Source organism: Aliidongia sp. (genome assembly GCF_035943795.1).
Classification (GTDB): Bacteria; Pseudomonadota; Alphaproteobacteria; order ATCC43930; family CGMCC-115725; genus Aliidongia.
In genome coordinates this window covers 20,306-40,301 of sequence record NZ_DASZBY010000041.1, presented here as the reverse complement: position 1 = coordinate 40,301, position 19,996 = coordinate 20,306, and the positions used below count along the sequence as shown (strand labels likewise).

The 19,996-nt window shown below is 67.4% G+C and carries 21 protein-coding genes; 13 read left to right on the top strand and 8 right to left on the bottom strand.

The window, feature by feature from the left end:
• Nucleotides 1-36: 36 nt before the first annotated feature.
• Nucleotides 37-771, top strand: a complete 735-nt coding sequence (locus VGV37_RS07250) for an SDR family oxidoreductase (RefSeq protein ID WP_326878974.1) — start codon at nt 37-39, stop codon at nt 769-771.
• A gap of 63 nt (nt 772-834) precedes the next feature.
• Here VGV37_RS07250 and VGV37_RS07245 read toward each other — a convergent pair whose 3' ends face one another.
• The 5 genes from VGV37_RS07245 to VGV37_RS07225 form a co-directional block, all read right to left on the bottom strand.
• Nucleotides 835-1,884, bottom strand: a complete 1,050-nt coding sequence (locus VGV37_RS07245) for an alpha/beta fold hydrolase (protein ID WP_326878973.1) — start codon at nt 1,882-1,884, stop codon at nt 835-837.
• Nucleotides 1,885-1,909: 25 nt separating this feature from the next.
• Nucleotides 1,910-2,950 (bottom strand): diguanylate cyclase domain-containing protein, encoded by a 1,041-nt coding sequence (locus tag VGV37_RS07240; RefSeq protein ID WP_326878972.1) that lies wholly within the window; start codon nt 2,948-2,950, stop codon nt 1,910-1,912.
• 101 nt (nt 2,951-3,051) lie between these two features.
• The gene (locus VGV37_RS07235) at nt 3,052-3,801 is read right to left on the bottom strand and encodes an SDR family NAD(P)-dependent oxidoreductase (protein WP_326878971.1); all 750 of its coding nucleotides are present in this window, start codon (nt 3,799-3,801) and stop codon (nt 3,052-3,054) included.
• Between the two features lie 16 nt (nt 3,802-3,817).
• On the bottom strand, nt 3,818-4,204 hold the full coding sequence (locus VGV37_RS07230; RefSeq protein ID WP_326878970.1) for a tautomerase family protein: 387 nt from the start codon (nt 4,202-4,204) through the stop codon (nt 3,818-3,820).
• 69 nt (nt 4,205-4,273) lie between these two features.
• Nucleotides 4,274-4,507, bottom strand: coding sequence for a hypothetical protein (locus VGV37_RS07225; RefSeq protein WP_326878969.1), 234 nt, complete (start codon nt 4,505-4,507; stop codon nt 4,274-4,276).
• Here VGV37_RS07225 and VGV37_RS07220 point away from each other — a divergent pair.
• The 9 genes from VGV37_RS07220 (at nt 4,494) to VGV37_RS07180 (ending at nt 13,881) form a co-directional block, all read left to right on the top strand.
• A complete protein-coding gene (locus VGV37_RS07220) occupies nt 4,494-5,471 on the top strand; it encodes a substrate-binding domain-containing protein (protein ID WP_326878968.1) in 978 nt (325 codons plus the stop codon). The two genes, VGV37_RS07225 and VGV37_RS07220, sit on opposite strands and share 14 nt — an antisense overlap.
• A 5-nt stretch (nt 5,472-5,476) precedes the next feature.
• Nucleotides 5,477-6,490 (top strand): ABC transporter substrate-binding protein, encoded by a 1,014-nt coding sequence (locus tag VGV37_RS07215; protein ID WP_326878967.1) that lies wholly within the window; start codon nt 5,477-5,479, stop codon nt 6,488-6,490.
• 103 nt (nt 6,491-6,593) lie between these two features.
• Nucleotides 6,594-7,418, top strand: coding sequence for an ABC transporter permease (locus VGV37_RS07210; protein ID WP_326878966.1), 825 nt, complete (start codon nt 6,594-6,596; stop codon nt 7,416-7,418).
• A 6-nt stretch (nt 7,419-7,424) separates the two neighbouring features.
• Nucleotides 7,425-8,237, top strand: coding sequence for an ABC transporter permease (locus VGV37_RS07205; RefSeq protein WP_326878965.1), 813 nt, complete (start codon nt 7,425-7,427; stop codon nt 8,235-8,237).
• The gene (locus VGV37_RS07200) at nt 8,234-9,271 is read left to right on the top strand and encodes an ABC transporter ATP-binding protein (protein WP_326878964.1); all 1,038 of its coding nucleotides are present in this window, start codon (nt 8,234-8,236) and stop codon (nt 9,269-9,271) included. Before VGV37_RS07205 ends, VGV37_RS07200 begins: the two co-directional genes overlap by 4 nt.
• Before the next feature lie 3 nt (nt 9,272-9,274).
• On the top strand, nt 9,275-10,090 hold the full coding sequence (locus VGV37_RS07195) for a phosphodiesterase (protein WP_326878963.1): 816 nt from the start codon (nt 9,275-9,277) through the stop codon (nt 10,088-10,090).
• Between the two features lie 30 nt (nt 10,091-10,120).
• Nucleotides 10,121-10,771: an O-methyltransferase gene (locus VGV37_RS07190; RefSeq protein WP_326878962.1), complete on the top strand. Its 651-nt coding sequence runs from the start codon at nt 10,121-10,123 to the stop codon at nt 10,769-10,771.
• 180 nt (nt 10,772-10,951) lie between these two features.
• Nucleotides 10,952-12,895 carry a KUP/HAK/KT family potassium transporter gene (locus VGV37_RS07185; RefSeq protein ID WP_326878961.1) on the top strand — a complete coding sequence of 648 codons (1,944 nt, stop codon included), beginning with the start codon at nt 10,952-10,954 and terminating at the stop codon, nt 12,893-12,895.
• 71 nt (nt 12,896-12,966) lie between these two features.
• Nucleotides 12,967-13,881: a helix-turn-helix domain-containing GNAT family N-acetyltransferase gene (locus tag VGV37_RS07180; protein WP_326878960.1), complete on the top strand. Its 915-nt coding sequence runs from the start codon at nt 12,967-12,969 to the stop codon at nt 13,879-13,881.
• Between the two features lie 3 nt (nt 13,882-13,884).
• Here the strand turns inward: VGV37_RS07180 and VGV37_RS07175 are convergent, their stop codons facing one another.
• Both VGV37_RS07175 and VGV37_RS07170 read right to left on the bottom strand, forming a co-directional pair.
• Complete coding sequence (locus VGV37_RS07175; protein WP_326878959.1) at nt 13,885-14,289, bottom strand: VOC family protein; 405 nt, start codon at nt 14,287-14,289, stop codon at nt 13,885-13,887.
• A gap of 21 nt (nt 14,290-14,310) precedes the next feature.
• The gene (locus VGV37_RS07170) at nt 14,311-14,943 is read right to left on the bottom strand and encodes a hypothetical protein (RefSeq protein ID WP_326878958.1); all 633 of its coding nucleotides are present in this window, start codon (nt 14,941-14,943) and stop codon (nt 14,311-14,313) included.
• Between the two features lie 204 nt (nt 14,944-15,147).
• Between VGV37_RS07170 and VGV37_RS07165 the strand changes: the two genes are divergently transcribed.
• From VGV37_RS07165 to VGV37_RS07155, 3 genes are all read left to right on the top strand, one after another.
• Nucleotides 15,148-16,389, top strand: a complete 1,242-nt coding sequence (locus VGV37_RS07165) for an allantoate amidohydrolase (protein WP_326878957.1) — start codon at nt 15,148-15,150, stop codon at nt 16,387-16,389.
• Nucleotides 16,386-17,630 (top strand): ArgE/DapE family deacylase, encoded by a 1,245-nt coding sequence (locus VGV37_RS07160; protein WP_414637941.1) that lies wholly within the window; start codon nt 16,386-16,388, stop codon nt 17,628-17,630. Before VGV37_RS07165 ends, VGV37_RS07160 begins: the two co-directional genes overlap by 4 nt.
• Nucleotides 17,631-17,709: 79 nt before the next feature.
• On the top strand, nt 17,710-18,261 hold the full coding sequence (locus VGV37_RS07155; protein WP_326878956.1) for a hypothetical protein: 552 nt from the start codon (nt 17,710-17,712) through the stop codon (nt 18,259-18,261).
• 34 nt (nt 18,262-18,295) lie between these two features.
• Here the strand turns inward: VGV37_RS07155 and leuA are convergent, their stop codons facing one another.
• Nucleotides 18,296-19,966 (bottom strand): 2-isopropylmalate synthase, encoded by a 1,671-nt coding sequence (leuA, locus tag VGV37_RS07150; RefSeq protein WP_326878955.1) that lies wholly within the window; start codon nt 19,964-19,966, stop codon nt 18,296-18,298.
• Between the last annotated feature and the right edge of the window lie 30 nt (nt 19,967-19,996).

Below are 19,996 nucleotides of genomic sequence, written 5' to 3'. Positions count from 1 at the left end.
CAATGGCCGGAAGGAAACCGGTCGGCAGGAGAAACCATGCGGCTCGACGGCAAGATCGCGATCGTCACCGGCGGGGCCAGCGGCATCGGCGCCGCCATCGCCCGCCGCTTCGCGGACGAAGGCGCCCGGGTGGTCATCGCCGACCTGAAACCGTCCGACGGAACCATGCCGGGGCATTTCCACGAGACCGACGTCGGCGACGAAGCCTCGATCGGGCGTCTGGTCGACGCGGCCGTCGACCGGCATGGGCGGCTCGACCTGCTGGTCAATTCCGCCGGCATCGGCCAGAGCCGGCCGTTCCTCGACACGCCGGCTGCCCTGCTGGACCGCATCCTGGCCATCAACCTGCGCGGCACCTTCCTGATGGGCCAGGCGGCTGCCCGGGCAATGATCGCCGGCGGCCGAGGCGGCGCCATCGTCAACATCGCCTCGGTCTCCGGCCTGCGCGGCAATGTCGGGCGCGCCGCCTATGGCGCCTCCAAGGGCGGCATCGTGGCCCTGACCGAAGTGATGGCGATCGAGTTGGCGGGCGACGGCATCAGGGTCAACGCGCTCGCGCCCGGGCCGATCGACACGCCGCTGGTCGCCGCCATGCACAGCGCCGCCGAGCGGCAGGCCTGGACAGGGCACACGCCGCTCGGCCGCTATGGCACGCCGGAGGATGTGGCGGCGGCGGCACTCTATCTGGCGGGCGACGAGAGCGGCTATGTCACGGGCCATACGCTGGTGGTCGACGGCGGCTTCATGGCGGGCGGCCTGCTGCCGTCCTAGAGCGCTTTCCGTTCCGATGGACTCATCTGAGCGATCCTCGATCATGCTTGATCGAGGATCGCTCTAGGGAATCTTCGCCAGGAAATCCTGCAGCCGCTGCTTCCAGAATTTGGCGAGCGCCGTGGTGCCGTGGCCGCGCGTCTCGGTGCTGGCCGGGATCAGCAGGAGCTGGCCGTGCTTCACCCGTTTCATGGCATCGACGAGCAACCCGGTCTCCGGCGGATTGCGCTCGTCGTCGGCGGAATTGATCGCAAGCAGCGGTGCCTGGATCCGCTCGAGCCCGGGCGACGGATCATAGTCGGCCGAGGATTCCCACTGGTAGAGGAAGTCGTTGGCATCGGCCGGCGGCGGGGCGGCCAAGCGCTGGTCGACCAGCTTGTCGGCCTGTGCCCGGGTCGGCGCCATCGCCTGATAGGCCAAGGTTCCCCCGCTGGTCGCGATGCCGAAGAACACGTTGGCGATGCCGAGCGACGGCGGCTGGGTCGTGTAGTTGCCGCCGTTCCAGGCCGGATCCTGGCGGATCGTTTCGACCAGCATGCGCCGCATCATCCAGTTCCGGCTGGCCATCGCGGTCGGCTGCGAGGCCATCGGCACCAGCGCGTCCATGAACTGGGCATGGGTCATGCCCCAGATCCAGGTCTGCATGCCGCCCATGGAATTGCCCAGCACCAGCCTCAGATGATGGATGCCAAGACCCTCGGTCACCAGCCGGTATTGCGCCTGCACCATGTCGTCATAGTCGTAGCGCGGAAACTTCGCCCGCAGGCCGTCGGACGGCCTGGCCGATTTCCCGGCACCGAGCGCATCGGGCAGGATGATGAAGTACCTGGTCGCATCCAGCGGCTGGCCGGGGCCGAACAGCTCGCCGGCAAAGGCCGGGGTCAGCATGCCGCCGCCGGACCCGGCCGTGCCATGAAGGATCAGCACGGGCTTGCCGGCAGGATCGCCGAGGGTGGTGTAGTGCAGCCGCACTTCCGGCAGCGTCTCGCCGGTGTGGAACTTGAAGTCTTTCGCGACCCAGTCCGCCTCCCTGGGCGGTAGATAGTCGGCACAGGCGGTAGAGGCGGAGGAAGCCAGCAGCGCAGCGGCGAGCAGCAGGGCCGACAACTTCATGAGATCCCCCCGGATTTCGCGCAATCTATTCGGACACGCAGTTCCGTCCCTGCCCTTTGGCGCGATAAAGCGCCTCGTCCGCACGCTGCACCAGCTGGGCGGCCGTATCCCCGGCCTTGTAGATGCCGATGCCGATGCTGGTAGTGACCCTGAGCGGCTCGCCGCTTTCGAGCTTGATCGTCACCGCTTCGACCTTGGCCCGCACCCGCTCGGCGACCAGCTTGGCGAATTCGGCCTTGGTGTTGGGCAGCAGGAAACAGAATTCCTCGCCGCCGAACCGGGTCACGATATCGGTCTTGCGCCCCATGTCGGACAGCACGCCGGCCAGTTCGTTCAGCACCCGGTCCCCGGCCGAATGACCCCAGCCGTCGTTGATCTCCTTGAACCGGTCTATGTCGCAGATCAGCAGGCTGAGCGGCGTCCGTTCGCGGCTGGCCCGCGCGATCTCGACGGCGATCGATCGGTCGAAATAGCGCCGGTTGAACAGGCCGGTCAGCGCGTCGAGAAACGCCATGTCCTCGAGCACGCTCAACCGGTCCTTGAGCGTCCGGGTCTCGGAATGGGCCTCGTAGCTGACCAGGTCGGCCAAGCTGCCGTAGTAGGAACCGAGCACGACCTCGGCATCCATCATGACGACCCGGCCGACCGCGTCGACCGCCTGAGGCGTGTCGATCGTCGCATCCTGCAGCAACGCGTCGGTCACGATCTTGGACAGCAGTTGGCACAGCGCCAGATAATGGCGCGGCTTGACCCCTACCTCGAAATGCCGGCGCCCGATCTGGGCGGCGCGGACCAGGCAGTCCGCGGAGGGCCCCTGACCGAAAAGATTGCCCCAATGCTGGCGCAGCGCGCCGAGGACGTTCGCGCGTTCCGCGGCATTGGCCAGCAGGGCGGCGACAGTCGCCTGCCCCTTTTCCTGGCTTGCGATCCGCGCGTCGAACCCATCGAGCGCGGTGACGATGAGTGGCCTGGCATCCTGCAGCAACTGCTGGGTCTGCGCATCGATACGCCAGACGGTGAAGATGGTTTCGCTGTCAATCTCTTGCGGGAACATCGTATCCGACATCTGCTTGTCCTCGGACGCCTGCGTAGGACGAACGCAGGCGCTGCCGGGATTGAAACCAGACATCGCGACCGAGAGCAAGTCTCCGTACTTCGATATTAATCCTAGGGATTTTGCCGCTTGACGGGCAACGGCCCGAAGGCTTGGGAGACGGGCATCAGTTGCAGCACGTTGACGTTGACTCGCCCTGGACGAGTCGCAACCCAATGGACCGAATCGGCGATATCGTCAGGTGTCAGCGGGTCCGTTCCAGCATAGACCGCTGCCGCCTTGTCCCCGTCGCCCAGCCGCACGGCAGAGAATTCGGTGCCGCCGACCAGGCCCGGTTCGATACAGGTCACCCGCACCTGGCTCCCCAGCAGGTCGGCCCGCAGATTGAGGCTGAACTGGTGGACGAAAGCCTTGGTGGCGCCATAGACATTGCCGCCCGGATAGGGAAAGGCGCCGGCCGTGGAGCCCAGATTGACGATGTGGCCCCGGTCGCGCGCCACCATGCCGGGCAGCACCGCATGGGTCACGGACACCAGGCCAGCGACGTTGGTGTCGATCATGGTCTGCCAGTCGTCGAGCGACGCCGTCTGTGCCGGATCGAGGCCCAGCGCCAGGCCGGCATTGTTGACCAGCAGGTCGATCTCGCGGAAGCCGTCGGGCAGCTCGGCGACCGCCCGCCCGACCGCTGCCCGGTCGCGGATGTCGAGCGTCATGGGCAGCAGGTTGGGGCCGAGTTCGTGGGCGAGCGACGCCAGCCGATCGGCGCGCCGGCCGATCGCGACGATCCGGGCGCCCTCCCGGGCGAAGCGGCGGGCGACGGCGGCGCCGAAGCCCGCCGTCGCCCCGGTGATGAAGACGATCATGAAGCGTTCCCCGACGTCAGGCTGGAACGTAGTGGGCGACGCCTTCGCCGAACGACCAGTCGACCAGCGCGTTCTCGACCAGAGAGATCATGACGTCCTGCGGCCGGATGCCGGGGCTCTCGGCCAGCAGCTCGGTCAAGCGGCGATAGAGCGCGCGCTTTTGATCGTCGGTCCGGCCGGACCGGAAGGTGATCTGCACGATCAGGGGATCATCGGACCGGGCGACGTCGAAATAGGTCGGGTCGATCATCAGAAAGCCCGGCGCGTGCTCGCTCATGACATGAAAGCGATCGGTGGGCGGAACGTTGATGGTCTCGATCATGGCCTGCTGCACGGCGTCGGAAACCGCCTGGCGCCAGGCCTGGGTCTTGCCGGTATTGAATGAAAGGCGAACGAGCGGCATGGCATCCTCCGTTGAAGTGCGACGACCGATGGGGGCGTCGTTCACCACGAAGAGATAGGCCCGGACGGATCATTCTAAAATTTGATTGTTTAGATCGAACGATTTCACAAAATAGAACGATTCGCTGGAAAATCGGCAACTCGGCCCTGCTTGTTGCTGCGCCGCACCTTCATGTAAACGTTTCCATCTCGTCATCGAAGCGTCATCGCCAGTCCCTAGAGTGCCGTTCATGCGGAACCGGGCAGCCTCTTCCAGACCAACCATTCGCGACGTCGCGGCCGAGGCCGGCGTGTCGATCGCCACTGTCTCTCGTGCGCTGAACGGTCGCGCGCCGATCGCGCCGGAGACGGCCGAACGGGTTCGCGCGGCAGTGCGGGCGCTGGGTTTCCGCGCCAACCGGACCGGACGGGAGTTGCGGGCAGGCATCAGCCGGACCGTCGGTGTGCTGGTGCCGAGCCTCGACAATCCCGTCTTCGCCGAAAGCGTCGGCGGCATCCAGGATGCGGCGCGCGAAGCCGGCTGGTCCGTGCTGATCGCGTCGAGCGCCTATGAGGCCGAGCGCGAGAGCGAGGCGATCGACAATCTGCTGTCCCACCGGGTCGGCGGCCTGCTGCTGACCGTAGCCGATGCCGACCAGAGCGTGACGCTGGACGGGCTCGACCGGGAGGGCGTGCCCTACGTGCTCGTCTATAACCAGCCGGATCGGACAGATCGGGCTACGGCGACCATCGACAATATCGCCGCCGGCCGCGACGCGACGCGCGCGCTGATCGCGGCGGGGCACAACCGATTGGCCATGATCGCCGGCCGGTTCGCCGCTTCCGATCGATCGAAGCAGCGCTATCGCGGCTTCGTCGAGGCCCTGGCCGAACACCAACTGACCGAGGTGGCACTCATCGAACTGGGCTTCGAGGCGACCGAGGTGGATGCGGCCACGCGCCGACTGCTGACCGGCCCGGCCCGGCCGACCGGCCTGTTCTGCTCGACCGACCTGCTGGCACTGCGCGTCATGACGCTGCTGCGCGAGGCGGGCATCGACGTGCCGGACGAGGTCGCCGTCGTCGGCTTCGACGGCATCGCGGTCGGCCGGCTGATGGCGCCCAGCCTTGCGACCATCGTCCAACCGAGCCGCGAGATGGGGCGCCGTGCGTTCCTGCATCTACTGGACCGCGTCGAGGGTGCGGCCGCCGAACGGATCCTATTGCCATACGACCTGCGGCCCGGCGGCTCGCTGCGCCGCGTCGCCATCGATAAAAAGGGGGAGTGACGAACATGCTGAGCAAGAACCTGAGCGCACTGGTCATCGCCGGCGCGCTCCTGACCCAGGTCGCGGGACCGGCGCGCGCCGACGAGACCGCCATCTGCTACAATTGCCCGCCGGAATGGGCCGACTGGGCCTCCCAGATCAAGGCGATCAAGGAAGCGACCGGCGTCACCGTGCCGTTCGACAACAAGAACAGCGGCCAGGCGATCGCCGCGGTGATCGCCGAAAAGGCCAACCCGGTCGCGGACGTGCTGTACCTGGGCGGGCAGGTCGGCATCCAGGCCAAGGAACAGGGCCTGACACAGGCCTACAAGCCCAAGGGCTTCGACGAGCTGCCTGCCGACCTCAAGGATGCAGACGGCTACTGGTTTACCATCCATAGCGGCACCTTGGGCTTCATGGTCAACAAGGACGCGCTGGGCGGCAAGCCGGTGCCGCAATCCTGGAAGGACCTGCTGAAGCCCGAGTACAAGGGCATGGTGGGATATCTGGACCCGACCAGCGCGGCCGTGGGGTTCGTCGGCGCCACCGCGGTCAACGAAGCGCTGGGCGGCAACTCCAAGAATTACGATCCGGCCATCGGCTATTTCAAGGAACTGGCCAAGAACGACCCGATTGTGCCGAAGCAGACGGCCTACGCGCGCGTGCTGTCAGGCGAGATTCCGATCCTGCTCGACTACGACTTCGACGCCTATCGCGCCAAGTACAAGGACAATGCGCCAGTCGTGTTCGTCATCCCGACCGAGGGCACGGTGACCTTCCCCTATGTCATGGCCCTGGTCGCCCATGATCCGCACGAGGCCAATGCCAAGAAGGTGCTGGATTTCGTGCTGTCCGAGAAAGGCCAGCAGCTGTGGGCGCAGGCCTACCTGCGTCCGGTCCGCGCCGCGGCCCTGACGCCGGAACTGGCGGCCAAGTTCCTGCCGGCCAGCGACTATGCCCGCGCCAAGCCGCTCGATCTGGCAGCGCTCGCGACCGCCCAGAAGGCGTTCAGCGACCGCTACCAGGCCGAGGTTCACTAACCGTGGCCCGATTGCTGGCAATCGAACCCCGGTTTGTGGGTGTTGGTTTGGCGCGAATTCTCGTCGTTCGGATGAAGTCATCCGAACGGAAAGCGCGCTGGACATGACGTCGCCGCGCGGCCGGATGATCGCGGGACTGATGATCCTGCCCGCGGCGCTCGTGTTCCTGGCCTTCTTCGTCCTGCCCCTCGTCCGCCTGGTCATCGCCGGCGGCGAGGGGCCGGACGGCTGGGCCGGCTATGGCGTTGCGCTGGCCGACGCCCGCCACCTGACGAGCTTGGCCGAAACCCTGGCGCTGTCGATCGCCGTCACGCTGGCGACCCTGGTGCTGGGCGGCATTCCCGGCCTGTTCCTGGCGCGCAACCGCTTTCCCGGCCGGGCACTGCTGGTCTCGATCCTGACCTTGCCGCTGGCGTTTCCAGGGGTGGTCATCGGCTTCATGGTGATCCTGCTCGCCGGGCGGCAGGGCCTGATCGGCCAGGTGTCGCAGTTGCTGGGCGGCGACCGGATCGTGTTCGCCTATTCCATGGCCGGCCTGTTCCTGGGCTATGTCTATTTCTCGATCCCGCGCGTCGTGCTGACCGTGATGGCGTCGGCCGAAAAGCTGGATCCGCAATTGGAGGAGGCGGCGCGCAGCCTGGGCGCCCGGCCTTGGCGCGTGTTCCGCGATGTCGTCCTGCCCGGCCTGAAGCCGGCGCTCATCTCGGCGGGCGCCATCACCTTCGCCACCTCGATGGGCGCGTTCGGCACCGCCTTTACGCTCGCGACCCGGATCGACGTGCTGCCCATGGTGATCTACACGGAATTCACCCTCGGCGTGAACCTGGCCGCGGCCGCGGGCCTCAGCCTGCTGTTGGGCGCCGTCACCTGGGCGGCCCTGGCGCTCGCCCGTTCGGCCGCCGGCGCCGGCGTGGCCGCAGCAGGGTGAGCGTCGATGCGTAACCGCACTCTGGGATTTTGGCTGCAATTGGCCCTGACGCTCGCGGTCTCGGCCTTCCTCGGCGTGCCGATCCTGCAGTCCATGCTGGCCGGCGTCACCCGCAATATCTTCACCGGCGTGTGGAAGAGCGGGCTGACGCTCGACTGGGTCGGCCAGGTGCTGACGCTCTATTGGCCGGCGATCCTGCTGTCGATCGAGATCGCGCTCGGCTGCCTGGTCGCGACCCTGCTGGTCGGCGTGCCGGCCGCCTATGGGCTGGCGCGCGCACCCGGCCGGCTCGCCCGCCTCGCCGAGGAAGCCCTCGTGCTGCCGGTCGCCGTGCCGGGCCTCGCCTTGGCGCTCGCCATGGTCATCGCCTACAACGGCTGGGGCGGATTCCGGCAGAGCGCCTGGTTCATCCTGGCCGGCCATGTGCTGTTCACCCTGCCCTTCATGGTCCGCGCCGTGCTGGCGGTGATGGCGTCGAGCGATCTGGCCACGCTCGAAGAAGGGGCCGCCAGCCTGGGCGCCGGCTTCTTCCGGCGGTTCTTCGACGTGGTGCTGCCCAATTGCCGCTCGGGCATCCTGGCCGGCGCGCTGACGGTCGTCACCCTGTCGATCGGCGAGTTCAACCTGACCTGGCTGCTGCACACGCCGCTGACCAAGACCCTTCCGGTCGGGCTCGCCGACGCCTATGCCTCGCTGCGGCTCGAGATCGGCAGCGCCTATACGCTGGTCTTCTTCGTGCTGATCGTGCCGCTGCTGGTGGCGCTGCAGCTTCTGGTGCGGCCGCGCACCGCCAAGCCTCTTTCCCAGGACCCGTCATGACCGTGCCGATCCGCCTCGACGCCTGCGCCAAGCATTATGGGGCGACCCGGGTGCTGGAGCCGCTCGACCTCGACATCACCGCCGGCGAGACCGTGGTGCTGCTGGGGCCGTCGGGCTGCGGCAAGACCACGACCCTGCGCCTGATCGCCGGGCTGGAGGTGCCCGATCCCGGCGGCCGCGTCCGTTTCGGTCCGCGCGACGTCACCGACCTGCCGATCGAGCGACGTAACGTCGGCATGGTGTTCCAATCCTACGCCCTGTTCCCGAACATGAGCGTGGCCCAGAACATCGGCTATGGTCTGAAGATCCGCGGCGTGGCGACGGCCGAGCGGCGCCGGCGGGTCGGCGACATGCTCGACATGATGCGCATCGCCGAATTGCAGGATCGCGCGATCGGTCAATTGTCCGGCGGCCAGCGCCAGCGGGTCGCCCTGGCCCGCGCCATCGCCGTCAAGCCGGACGTGCTGCTGCTGGACGAGCCGCTGACGGCCCTCGACGCCAAGCTGCGCGAGTCGCTGCGCGTCGAGATCGACAGCCTGCTGCGCGGGCTGGGCATCACCACGGTCTATGTGACCCACGACCAGGCCGAGGCGATGGCGCTGGGCGACCGCATCGTGGTCATGAGCAAGGGCCGCATCGCCCAGATCGGCAGCCCGCGCGACATCTGGTTCGCGCCGGCTGATCGTTTCGTAGCCGAATTCATCGGCACGACCAGCCCTCTGCCGGGGGAGATCGCCGGCGGGATCCTGACGGTGGCGGGCGCCACCCTGCCCTGGGCCGCCGGCGACGGGCCGGTCGACGTGGTGGTCCGTCCCGATGCCGCGACGCTCGTCGGCGACGGCGCCGGACCAGGCCGCCTGACCGCGACGGTGCGCGCCGCCCAATTCCTGGGCGACCGGACCCGGCTCGCGGTCACGGTCGCGGGCGATCACCTGTTGACGATCGATATCGGCGCGCGCGAGACACCCGCGCCCGGAACGACGGTCACCCTGGCGCTCCACCCTGCCGCCCTCATCGTGCTCGCCCGGAGATAGCCCATGCTGCTCGCCCAGATCACCGACCTGCACATCAAGCCGCGCGGCCGGCTCGCCTATCGCAAGGTCGATACCGCGCAGTGCCTGGAGACCGCGGTTCAGGCCCTGCTGGACCTGCCGCAGGTGCCGGACGCCGTCCTGGTGACCGGCGACCTGGTCGACGCCGGCCGGCCGGAGGAATATGGCCTGCTGCGCGAGATCCTGTCGCCGATCCGCCTGCCCTTGTTCCTGATGCCCGGCAACCATGATGCGCGCGGGCCGCTGCGCGCCGGCTTTCCCGACCATCGCTACCTCGGCACCGACGGCCCCATCCACTATGCGATCGAGGAATTTCCACTGCGCCTGCTGGCGCTCGACAGCCTGATCGACGGCCAGGGCGGCGGGCGGCTGGGCGCCGCCCAGCTCGATTGGCTCGACCGGCGCCTCGCCGAACAGCCGGACCGGCCGACCGTCGTCGCGGTCCACCACCCGCCGTTCGCCACCGGTATCGGCCATATGGACAAGGTCGGGCTGGAGGATGCGGCCGGCCTCGCCACCGTCATCGGGCGCCATGGCCGGGTCGAACGCGTGCTGTCCGGCCATCTGCACCGGGCGATCCAGACGCGGTTCGCCGGTACGCTCGCCTCGACCGCCCCCTCGACCGCCCATTCCGTGGCGCTCGACATCCGGGCGGGCGCGCCGTCGGCCTTCAGCCTCGAGCCCCCCGGCTTTCAGCTGCATTGGTATGAACCTTCGGCCGGCCTCGTCAGCCACACCGCCGCGATCGGCGATTGGGCCGGGCCATTTCCGTTCTTCGAGAATGGCATCCTGATCGACTAAGCTCCGCCCGCGACAAGCGGGAGAGCGCAGATGGCGAAGCGGATCACGATCTGGGGCGAGGCGGCGGACGCCTATGTGGTGGCGATGGGCACACGCGAGACGGCCCTGCAGGCCGACCTGCGCGCGGAAACCAGCGCCATACCGCACGGCGGCATGCAGATCGGCCCTGACCAGGGCCAGTTCCTGGGCTTCCTGGTCGGTCTCCTGGGCGCCAGGCGGGTGCTGGAGATCGGCACCTTCACCGGCTATTCGGCACTCGCCATGGCGCGCGCCCTGCCAGCCGACGGCCATCTTCACGCCTGCGACGTCAACCGCGAATGGACCGACGTCGGCCGGCGCTATTGGGGCGAGGCCGGCATTGCCGACAAGATCACGCTGCACCTGGGCCCGGCGCTCGACACGCTCACGACATTCGCGCCCGACGGCTTCGACCTGGCCTTCATCGACGCCGACAAGACGAGCTACGACGCCTATTACGAGGCCTGCCTGAAGCTGGTTCGGCCGGGTGGCGTGCTGGCACTCGACAATATGTTGTGGAGCGGCGCCGTCGCCGACATGACCGACATGCAGCCGGACACTCTGGCGCTCCGCACCCTCAATGCCAAAATCAAGGCGGACGAGCGGGTCGACATGAGCCTGCTGCCGATCGGCGACGGCCTGATGCTGGCCCGGCGACGCTGACGGAACTTCGGGAAATTCGAGCGAACACAACGCACTGTGTCGAGACGACGCAAGAAAAGAACCGATGGCGCCCGTTTAGGGCAATGAAATAGACGCACGAACGGACTATGATGCGACGCACACCGGCGCTAACGTGCCGCGGCCGAGCACCTTCCGTGCGTCCGAGGATCGCGAATCCACATGAGCACCGATACTCTCGCCGGCCAGTCCGCGGCCGCCAAAGAACTGCACGCCCTGGACGCGGATAGCCATGGCCACACCCAGCATGGCCCCTGGTGGCTGGCGGCCCTGACCGCGCTCGGCATCGTGTTCGGCGATATCGGCACTTCGCCGCTCTATGCGCTGCAGGTCGCCTTGAAGGCGACCGGCCATGCCCTGCCGACCCCGGAAGACGTACTGGGCATCGTCAGCCTGGTGTTCTGGGCACTGAGCCTGATCGTGGCCTTCAAATATGTCGCCATTGTGTTGCGCGCCGACAATGAGGGCGAGGGCGGCATCCTGGCGCTGCTGTCGCTGGTCATCGCCAAGGGCGACGTCAAGCGCCGCCTGCCGGTGCTGGTCCTGCTGGGCGTCGCCGGCGCCGCATTGCTCTATGGCGACGGCGTCATCACGCCGGCGATTTCGGTGCTGTCGGCGTTGGAGGGCATCAAGGTCGTGGCGCCCGGGCTCGAGCCCTGGGTCATTCCGCTGACCCTGGTGATCCTGATCGGCCTGTTCCTGATCCAGCGCCGCGGCACCGCCGAGATCGGCCGCCTGTTCGGCCCGATCATGTGCCTGTGGTTCGTCGCGATCGCCTTGTTCGGCATTTCCAGCATCATCCGCGCGCCGGGCATTCTGCGGGCGCTGGATCCGCGCCAGGCGATCATCTTCCTGGCCGACGACCCGAAGGTATCCTTCGCCGTGTTCGGCGCGGTGTTCCTGGCCTTGACCGGCGGAGAGGCGCTCTACGCCGACATGGGCCACGTCGGCGCCACCGCCATTCGCCGCGCCTGGTACGGGCTGGTCATGCCCGCCCTGGTGCTGTGTTATTTCGGTCAGGGCGCACTGATGCTCGACCATCCGGAAGCGGTCGACAATCCGTTCTACAAGATGGTCCCGGCCTGGACCTTGGCACCGATGATCGCCCTCGCCGCGATGGCGACGGTCATCGCCAGCCAAGCGCTGATTTCCGGCGTGTTCTCGCTGACGCGCCAGGCGATCCAGATGCGCCTGTCGCCGCGCATGCCGGTGGTGCCGACCTCGGTCCATGCCTACGGCCAGATCTATATCGCGCTGGTCAACTGGCTGCTGATGGTCGCGACCCTGATCGTGGTCGTGCTGTTCAAAAGTTCCGATGCGCTGGCCTCGGCCTACGGCATCGCCGTGTCCGGCACCATGCTGATCACCACGATCCTGCTCTATCGGGTCATGCGCGACAAATGGCACTGGCCGCCGATGGCCGCCTGGCCGCTAATCCTGGTGTTCGCGATCATCGACGCCACCTTCTTCGCCGCGAACGCGACCAAACTGACCGAAGGCGGCTGGTTGCCGCTGGCGATCGGCGGCTGCGTCTGCTTCATCATGCTGTCCTGGCGGCTGGGCAACATCGAGGTGCAGAAGCGCCTCAGCGAAGTATCGATGCCCTTCTCGGACTTCCTCGAGCAGGTCGACGGCATGCTGATCGCCCGCCTGCCGGGCTGCGGCGTGTTCGTGACGCGCATGTCCGAGCGCGCCTCGCCGATGATCCTGCACCACGTCGAGCACAACCGGGTCCTGCACGAGAACATCATCCTGCTGACCGTCGTGCCGACCCGCCGGCCGCGGGTGCCGGTCTCCGAGCGGTTGGAAATCCACGATCTGGGCCACGGCTTCCACCGGGTCGTCGTGCGCATCGGCTTCATGCAACGCGCCGACATCCCGGCGGCATTGAGGGCCTGCCACAAACTGGGCCTCGAGTTCTGCCGCGACACGCTGCACTACTACGTCGGCCACGAAAGCCTGGTCCGCCGCACCAAGGAATCGGCCTTGAGCGCACCGGTGTGGGAGGCATTCAACTTCATGCACCGCATGTCGATGCGCGCTGCCGACTATTTCCACCTGCCGCAGAAGCAGGTGATCGAGGTCGGTTTCCGCCTGGAAATCTGATCCATCGCGGAGATAGTTGACTCCGTCAAATATCTCCGCGATCCTGCCGTCCTGCCAGAGGAGAGCAGGACATGACCCATCCCGCCCGCGTCGACGCCATCCGCCGCTTCAATCGCTTCTACACGCGCCAGATCGGTGTGCTGCAGGAAGGATTGCTCGACAGCCCGTTCTCGCTTGCCGAATCGCGGGTACTCTATGAACTGGCCCATCGGACCGATGCGACCGCGACGGAACTGAGCCGCGACCTGGGTCTCGATGCCGGATACCTGAGCCGAATGATCCGCGGCTTCGAGACCCAGGGCTTCGTCGAGAAGCGCCGCTCGGCTGAGGACGGGCGGCAAAGCCATCTGGCGCTGACCGCCAGCGGCCGGACGGCGTTCGCACCGCTCAACGAACGATCGAGTGCCGAGATCGGGGCCATGCTGGCCAAGCTGAACGGCACCGCCCAAAGCCGTCTTGCTGCCGCCATGGCGGAGATCGAGGCCCTGCTCGGCCAAACGGCGGATGAAGCCTACAGCCTTCGCAGCCACCGGCCGGGCGATATCGGCTGGGTCGCCCATCGCCATGGCGCGCTCTATCACCAGGAATATGGCTGGGACGACAGCTTCGAGGCCCTGGTCGCCGAGATCGGCGCGCAGTTCATCCGGAATTTCGACCCGACCCGGGAGCACGCCTGGATCGCGGAACGCCGGGGCCAGATCGTCGGCTCCGTGTTCCTGGTGCGCCAGTCCGACGAGGTCGCCAAGCTGCGGTTGCTGCTGGTCGAGCCCTCGGCGCGCGGCCTCGGCCTCGGGCGCCGGCTGACCGAGGAATGCATCGCGTTCGCCCGCGAGCGGGGCTACGCCAGGATCACGCTCTGGACGAACGACGTGCTGACCGCGGCGCGCGCGATCTATGATCGGGCCGGCTTCCACCTGATCGCCAGCGAGCCCCACCACAGCTTCGGCAAGGACCTGGTCGGCGAGAATTGGGAGCTGGAACTCTGAGGGCTAGATCCGCGTCGGCTCCCAGCCGTCGGGTGCCTCTTCCTCGCCACGGAAATCCAACTCGACCCGGGCGCCGCTCGGATCGAAGAAGAACAGCTGCCACAAAGTGCTGCCCGGCAGGTGCTGCAGATCGAAACGGACGTCTCGCGCGGTCAGGCGGCGGATCGTCTCGCGCAGGCCTGTCGCGCTGAACGCCATGTGATCGAGCACACCTTGCGGATCGTCCGGCAAGGCACGCCCGCCGACGACGTGCAGGATCGGCCGGCCGCCGCCATAAAGCCAGGCACCGGGGAAATTGAACGGCGGGCGCGGTCCGGCCTCCAGTTCCAGGATGTCGCCGTAGAACGCGACGGTGGCGGCAACATCCTCGGTCAGGATGGTGAAGTGGTCCATGGCGATGGCGGGCATGAGTCCTCCCGGATACGGCGCTCAGGAATGCGGCGGCACGTCGAGCGCGATCGTCGCACCGTTGACCCCCGGCGTGAAGCGCAGCGGCACCGGATAGGCCTTGTCGCAGGCGAGCACGGTCCAGACCTCCCTCCACGGCGCGGTCATCTCCTTCGGTGCATCGGGCGACAGGGCGGAATCGACGGCCCGGACGTCGCGGCACTCGGCCGCCTCCTTCGGCAGGCCGTGCATGACGAGCGGCAATCCCTCCCGCTGCAGCGCCAGATCCGCGCGGGTCGTACCAGGCAGCCCGCCCAGCAGCTTCGGCTCGCCCGTCGGATCGGCCAGCGAAAACACGTTCAGCAGGTCGATCGTGCCGCAGCCCTCCGCGATCACCTGCTCCCGCCACAGGCCATGGGTCAGGCGCCCGCCGCCGTCGAATTGCGGCGGCAGGAAAAAGCCGACCTCGCCGACCGGCCGGTAGGTCGTGTTGGCGCAGGGTGTCGGCAGCCCCTGGGCCTGCTCGGTCGCGACCTTCAGCACCGCGGCGCGATGGGCGTCGCTCTTGAGCAGGGTCAGGAACCGCGGATCGATCCCCTCGTCGGCCCGGGCGAACGGGCCGATCGACAGGAGGGACAGCAGGACCGCCGCTGCCCGGAACGAGATGAATGACACGAGAGCTTCCCCTGATCGAACAGGCCGAAAATGGCAGGTCGTGCCGCCCGCGGCAATGCGACCGTCCGTCGACCGCTATTTCGCCGCCGGGATTTCAGCTGCCCCTCGACAATCACCGGGCAGCAATGGCACTGCTGGATCGAGGGAGCGCCGCTGGCGCCGCCCGGCCCGCATCGAGGCGCTGCACGAGGATCTGGACGAATTATGAGCAACGCCCTCGACGGTGCCGGCTTGATGACCCGGCTCGATGAACTGGCCGCGATCAGCGAGCGGCCGGACGCGCTGGTCCGCCGGTTCCTGACCCCGGAGCACGCCCGGGCCAATGCGCTGGTCGGCAGCTGGATGCGTGCCGCCGGCATGGACGTCCGCTGCGACGCGATCGGCAACGTCATCGGCCGCTATGAAGGCGTCACGCCGGGCCTGCCGGCCCTGCTGCTCGGCTCCCACCTGGATACGGTGGTCGATGCCGGCCGGTACGACGGCATGCTGGGCGTCGTCAGCGCCATCGCCTGCGTCGCCGACCTGGCCGACCGCGACATCCGCCTGCCGTTCGCCATCGAGATCGTCGGGTTCGCCGACGAGGAGGGCACCCGGTTCGGCGCCACCCTGCTCGGCAGCCGCGCGCTGGCCGGCACGTTCGACCGCACGGTGCTGGACCGGGCCGACGCGGACGGCACCACCATGGCCGATGCTATGGCGCGCTTCGGCCTCGACCCCGCCGGGATCGAGCAAGCGTCGCGGCGCCCCGACGCGTTTCTCGCCTATGTCGAACTGCATATCGAACAGGGACCGGTGCTGGAGGCCGAAGGGCTCGCCGTCGGCTGCGTCACCGCCATCAGCGGCGCCTCTCGGCTTGCGGTGACGATCACCGGCATGGCCGGCCACGCCGGGACCGTGCCGATGGCGAACCGGCGCGATGCGCTGGCCGCTGCCGCCGAATGCGTGCTGCTGGTCGAGCAGCGCGGCATGGCCGAGGCCGATCTGGTCGCCACGGTCGGCCGGATCGAGGTGGCACCGGGCGCGGTCAATGTCGTGCCGGGCGAGGCCCGCTTCACCATCGACCTGCGCTCGCCGGCCAACGAGCGGCGGCGGGCGGCACTGGCCGACCTGCTCGCCGGTTTCGACGCGATCGCCCGGCGACGCGGCGTGACGGTCGCGGCGGTCCAGACCCATGATGCCGCCTCCGTCCCTTGCGCGCCCTGGCTCGCCGACCAGATCCGCGACGCGATCGAGGGCGAGGGCCATGCGTTGCGCAGCCTGCCGAGCGGCGCCGGCCACGACGGCATGGCCATCGCGGCCATCGCAGACATCGCCATGATCTTCGTCCGCTGCGGAGGCGGGATCAGCCATAATCCTGCGGAATCGATCACGCCGGAGGATGCCGAAGCCGGCGCCCGTGTGCTCGCCCGTTTCATCCGCGATTTCCACCCGAGGAGCCGCCCGTGACGTCCGATCTCGTCAACATTCTGTCAGCCCACGTCGACCGGCACCATTCGCAGGCGGTCGACTTCCTGGCCGAGCTGGTGAAGGTGCCGTCGGACAATCCGCCCGGCGACTGCGCCCCGCATGGCGAGCGCGCGGCGGGAATGCTCGAAGCCCTGGGCTTCACGGTCGAGCGCGACCCGGTACCGGCCGATGCGGTCGCGGCCAACGGCATGACGAGCGCCACCAACCTGATCGTGCGCCATCGCTTTGGACCGGGACCGGTGATTGCGCTCAATGCCCATGGCGACGTGGTGGCACCCGGTGAGGGCTGGTCGAGCGATCCTTATGGTGCCGAGATCCGCGACGGTCGCATGTATGGCCGGGGCGTCGCCGTGTCCAAGTCGGATTTCGCGACCTATGCCTTCGCGCTCAAGGCGCTGGTCGAAAGCGGCGCCACGCTCCAGGGCACGGTCGAGCTGCACTTTACCTACGACGAAGAGGTCGGCGGCCTGATCGGCCCCGGCCGGCTGATCGAGACCGGCCTCAGCAAGCCCGACTATGTCATCAGTGCCGGCTTCGCCTACAATGTCGTGATCGCGCACAATGGCTGCCTGCACCTGGAAGTGCGGGTCGAAGGCCGCTCGGCCCATGCCGCCAGGCCCGACACCGGCGTCGATGCGCTGGAGGCAGCGACCAGCCTGCTGACCAGCCTTTATGCCCTGCGCGAAGGTTACGAGGCGACCAGGTCGAACGTACCGGGCATCGGCCACCCGACGCTGGTGGTGGGCCTGATCGAGGGCGGCATCAATACCAATGTCGTGCCCGACCTCGTTACCTTCCGTGTCGACCGGCGCATGATTCCGGAGGAGACTCCGGAGACGGCCGAGCGTGACTTGATCGCCGCGATCGAAGCGGCGGCGGCGGCGTTGCCCGGCATCACGGTCAGGATCCGCCGCGTGCTGCTCGCGCGCCCGCTGCAGCCCCTGCCCGGTCAGGAAAAGCTGGTGGCCGCCCTGCAGCGCAATGCCCAGACCGTGCTGGGCGAGGCGATCCCGGCCGACGGCGTGCCGATCTATACCGATGCACGTCTCTACAGCGGCGCCGGCATCCCCTCGGTCCTGTACGGCGCCGGCCCCCGGACGTTCCTGGAAGCGAACGGCCATCGGGCCGACGAGAACCTGGTCCTGGAGGATCTGCGCAAAGCGACGAAGGTCGTGGCGCTGACGCTCGCCGACCTGCTGTCGGGCACAATTCGGGGTTGACCAGATTGCGACAGATCTGATTCAATCTCAGGTGAAAGGGTCGTCGACCCGCTCGCGTAACTGTCCAAACGAGTTGTTCATGCTCAAGCACGTTCGGCGACCGCTTGCCGCCCTGACCCTGCTGTTCCTTTCAGGCTGCCACACCCACACCGAACATATCTACAGCCTGCAAGATGTGACCAATCAGACGACGATCGAGCCCGATAAGTACCTGGGACTGATCTATGTCAAAGGCGTCGTGATCGGCATTACCCAGTCGGACTACATCAATACCCAGCGCATCATCGCGACGGTCAAACCCAACGGCGAAATCATCGAGGCCTGGATCGACTATCACGAAAGCGGCCCCGATTCGCCCGTTCAGTTCATCGCGGCCAACGATGCCAATGCTCGACCGCTGAAAATCCACGCGCTGACCCACGAACACAGCACCCGGTATACGGAAGCCTCGGAAGAGGTCGCCATCGATCTTCCGCCGGACTATCTGCAAACGCACCTCAACAGCGGGTTCGATATCCGGCTGGAAGGGCGGCGCGGCACGCGATCGGTGGTCTTCGCCTACGACTATATCCAGGGCTTTCGGGCGAAGCTTCTGATCGCCCAGGCGTGCATCAGAGCCAAGACCTGCTGAGGACGAGGCCTCGCCGAAGCGAGGCCTCCCTTCGTTACCGGCCGCCCAGCGCGGTATTCGCCGCACTCGCCACGGCCTTGAGCGAGCTGGTCGCGATATCCTCGTCGAGCCCGACGCCGAAGATCGTCGCTCCATCGGCGCCCTTGAACTCGATGTAGGACGCGGCTTGTGCATCGGCACCGGCGCGCAGCGTGTGCTCCTGATAGTCGACCAGATCGAGCCGGACGCCGCAGGCTTGGCGGATCGCGTCGATGAAGGCCGAGATCGGGCCGTTGCCGTGGCCGGTGACCGACCGTTCACGCCCGTCGAGACGGATGCGCGCGACGATGGTGCGGTTCTTGGCCGTGCCGCTTTCCTGATGGTCGATCAGCTGGATCCGCGGTTCTCCGTCCAGATGATAGGTCTTGCGGAACGCGTCCCAGATGTCAGCAGCCGTCTGTTCCTTGCCGGTCCGGTCGGAGATTTCCTGCACGACCTTGCTGAACGCCATCTGCAGCCGGCGCGGCAGCTTCAGGCCCCGGTCCTGCTCCAAGAGCCAGGCGACGCCGCCCTTGCCGGACTGGCTGTTGACCCGGATGACCGCCTCGTAGGAACAGCCGATGTCGGCCGGGTCGATCGGCAGGTACGGCAGTTCCCAATGCTCGTCGTTGCGGCCTTCGAGATCGGCGAAGCCCTTCTTGATCGCATCCTGGTGCGAGCCGGAGAAAGCGGTGAACACCAAGTCGCCGGCATAGGGATGGCGCGGATGGACCGGCAGCTGGTTGCAATATTCGACCGTCTTGACCACGCCCTGCATGTCGGAGAAATCGAGGCCGGGCGCCACGCCCTGGGTGTACATGTTGAGCGCCAGGGTGACGATGTCGACGTTGCCGGTGCGCTCGCCATTGCCGAACAGGCAGCCCTCGACCCGGTCGGCGCCGGCCATGACGGCCAGCTCGGCCGCGGCGACGCCGGTGCCCCGGTCATTGTGCGGATGCACGCTGATCAATACCGAGTCGCGCCGGCCGACATGGCGGCCGAACCATTCGATCTGATCGGCGTAGATGTTGGGCGTCGACATCTCGACCGTGGCCGGCAGATTGAGGATGACCTTCCGGTCCGGCGTCGGCTGATAGACGTCGAGTACCGCGTCGCAGATCTCGACCGCGAAATCGAGCTCGGTGCCGCTGAACACTTCGGGCGAATATTCGAAGCGCCACTCGGTCTCTGGCCGGCTCTGGGCCAGTTCCTTGATCTGCTTGGCGGCGGCGACGGCGAGCGCCACCGTGCCGGCCTTGTCCTGGCCGAACACGATGCGCCGGAAATTGGGGGCGGTGGCGCCGTAGAAATGCACGATCGCGCGCGGCGCGCCCCTGAGCGCCTCGAACGTCCGCTCGATCAGTTCCGGCCGGGCCTGGGTCAGCACCTGGATCCAGACGTCCTGGGGGATCCGGTCGCCGTCGATCAGCTCGCGCACGAAATCGAATTCGGTCTGCGAGGCCGAAGGAAAGCCGACCTCGATCTCCTTGAAGCCGGACTTGACCAGCAGGTCGAAGAACCGGCGCTTGCGCTCGCCGTCCATCGGCTCGATCAGGGCCTGGTTGCCGTCGCGCAGGTCGGTCGACAGCCAGACCGGCGCCTGGGTGATGGTCCTGGACGGCCAGGTGCGGTCCGGCAGGGTGACGGGGGCGAAGGCGCGGTATTTGGCGGAGGGATTGGTCAACATGGGATCAACTCGAACTCAGCGATGCGTCGA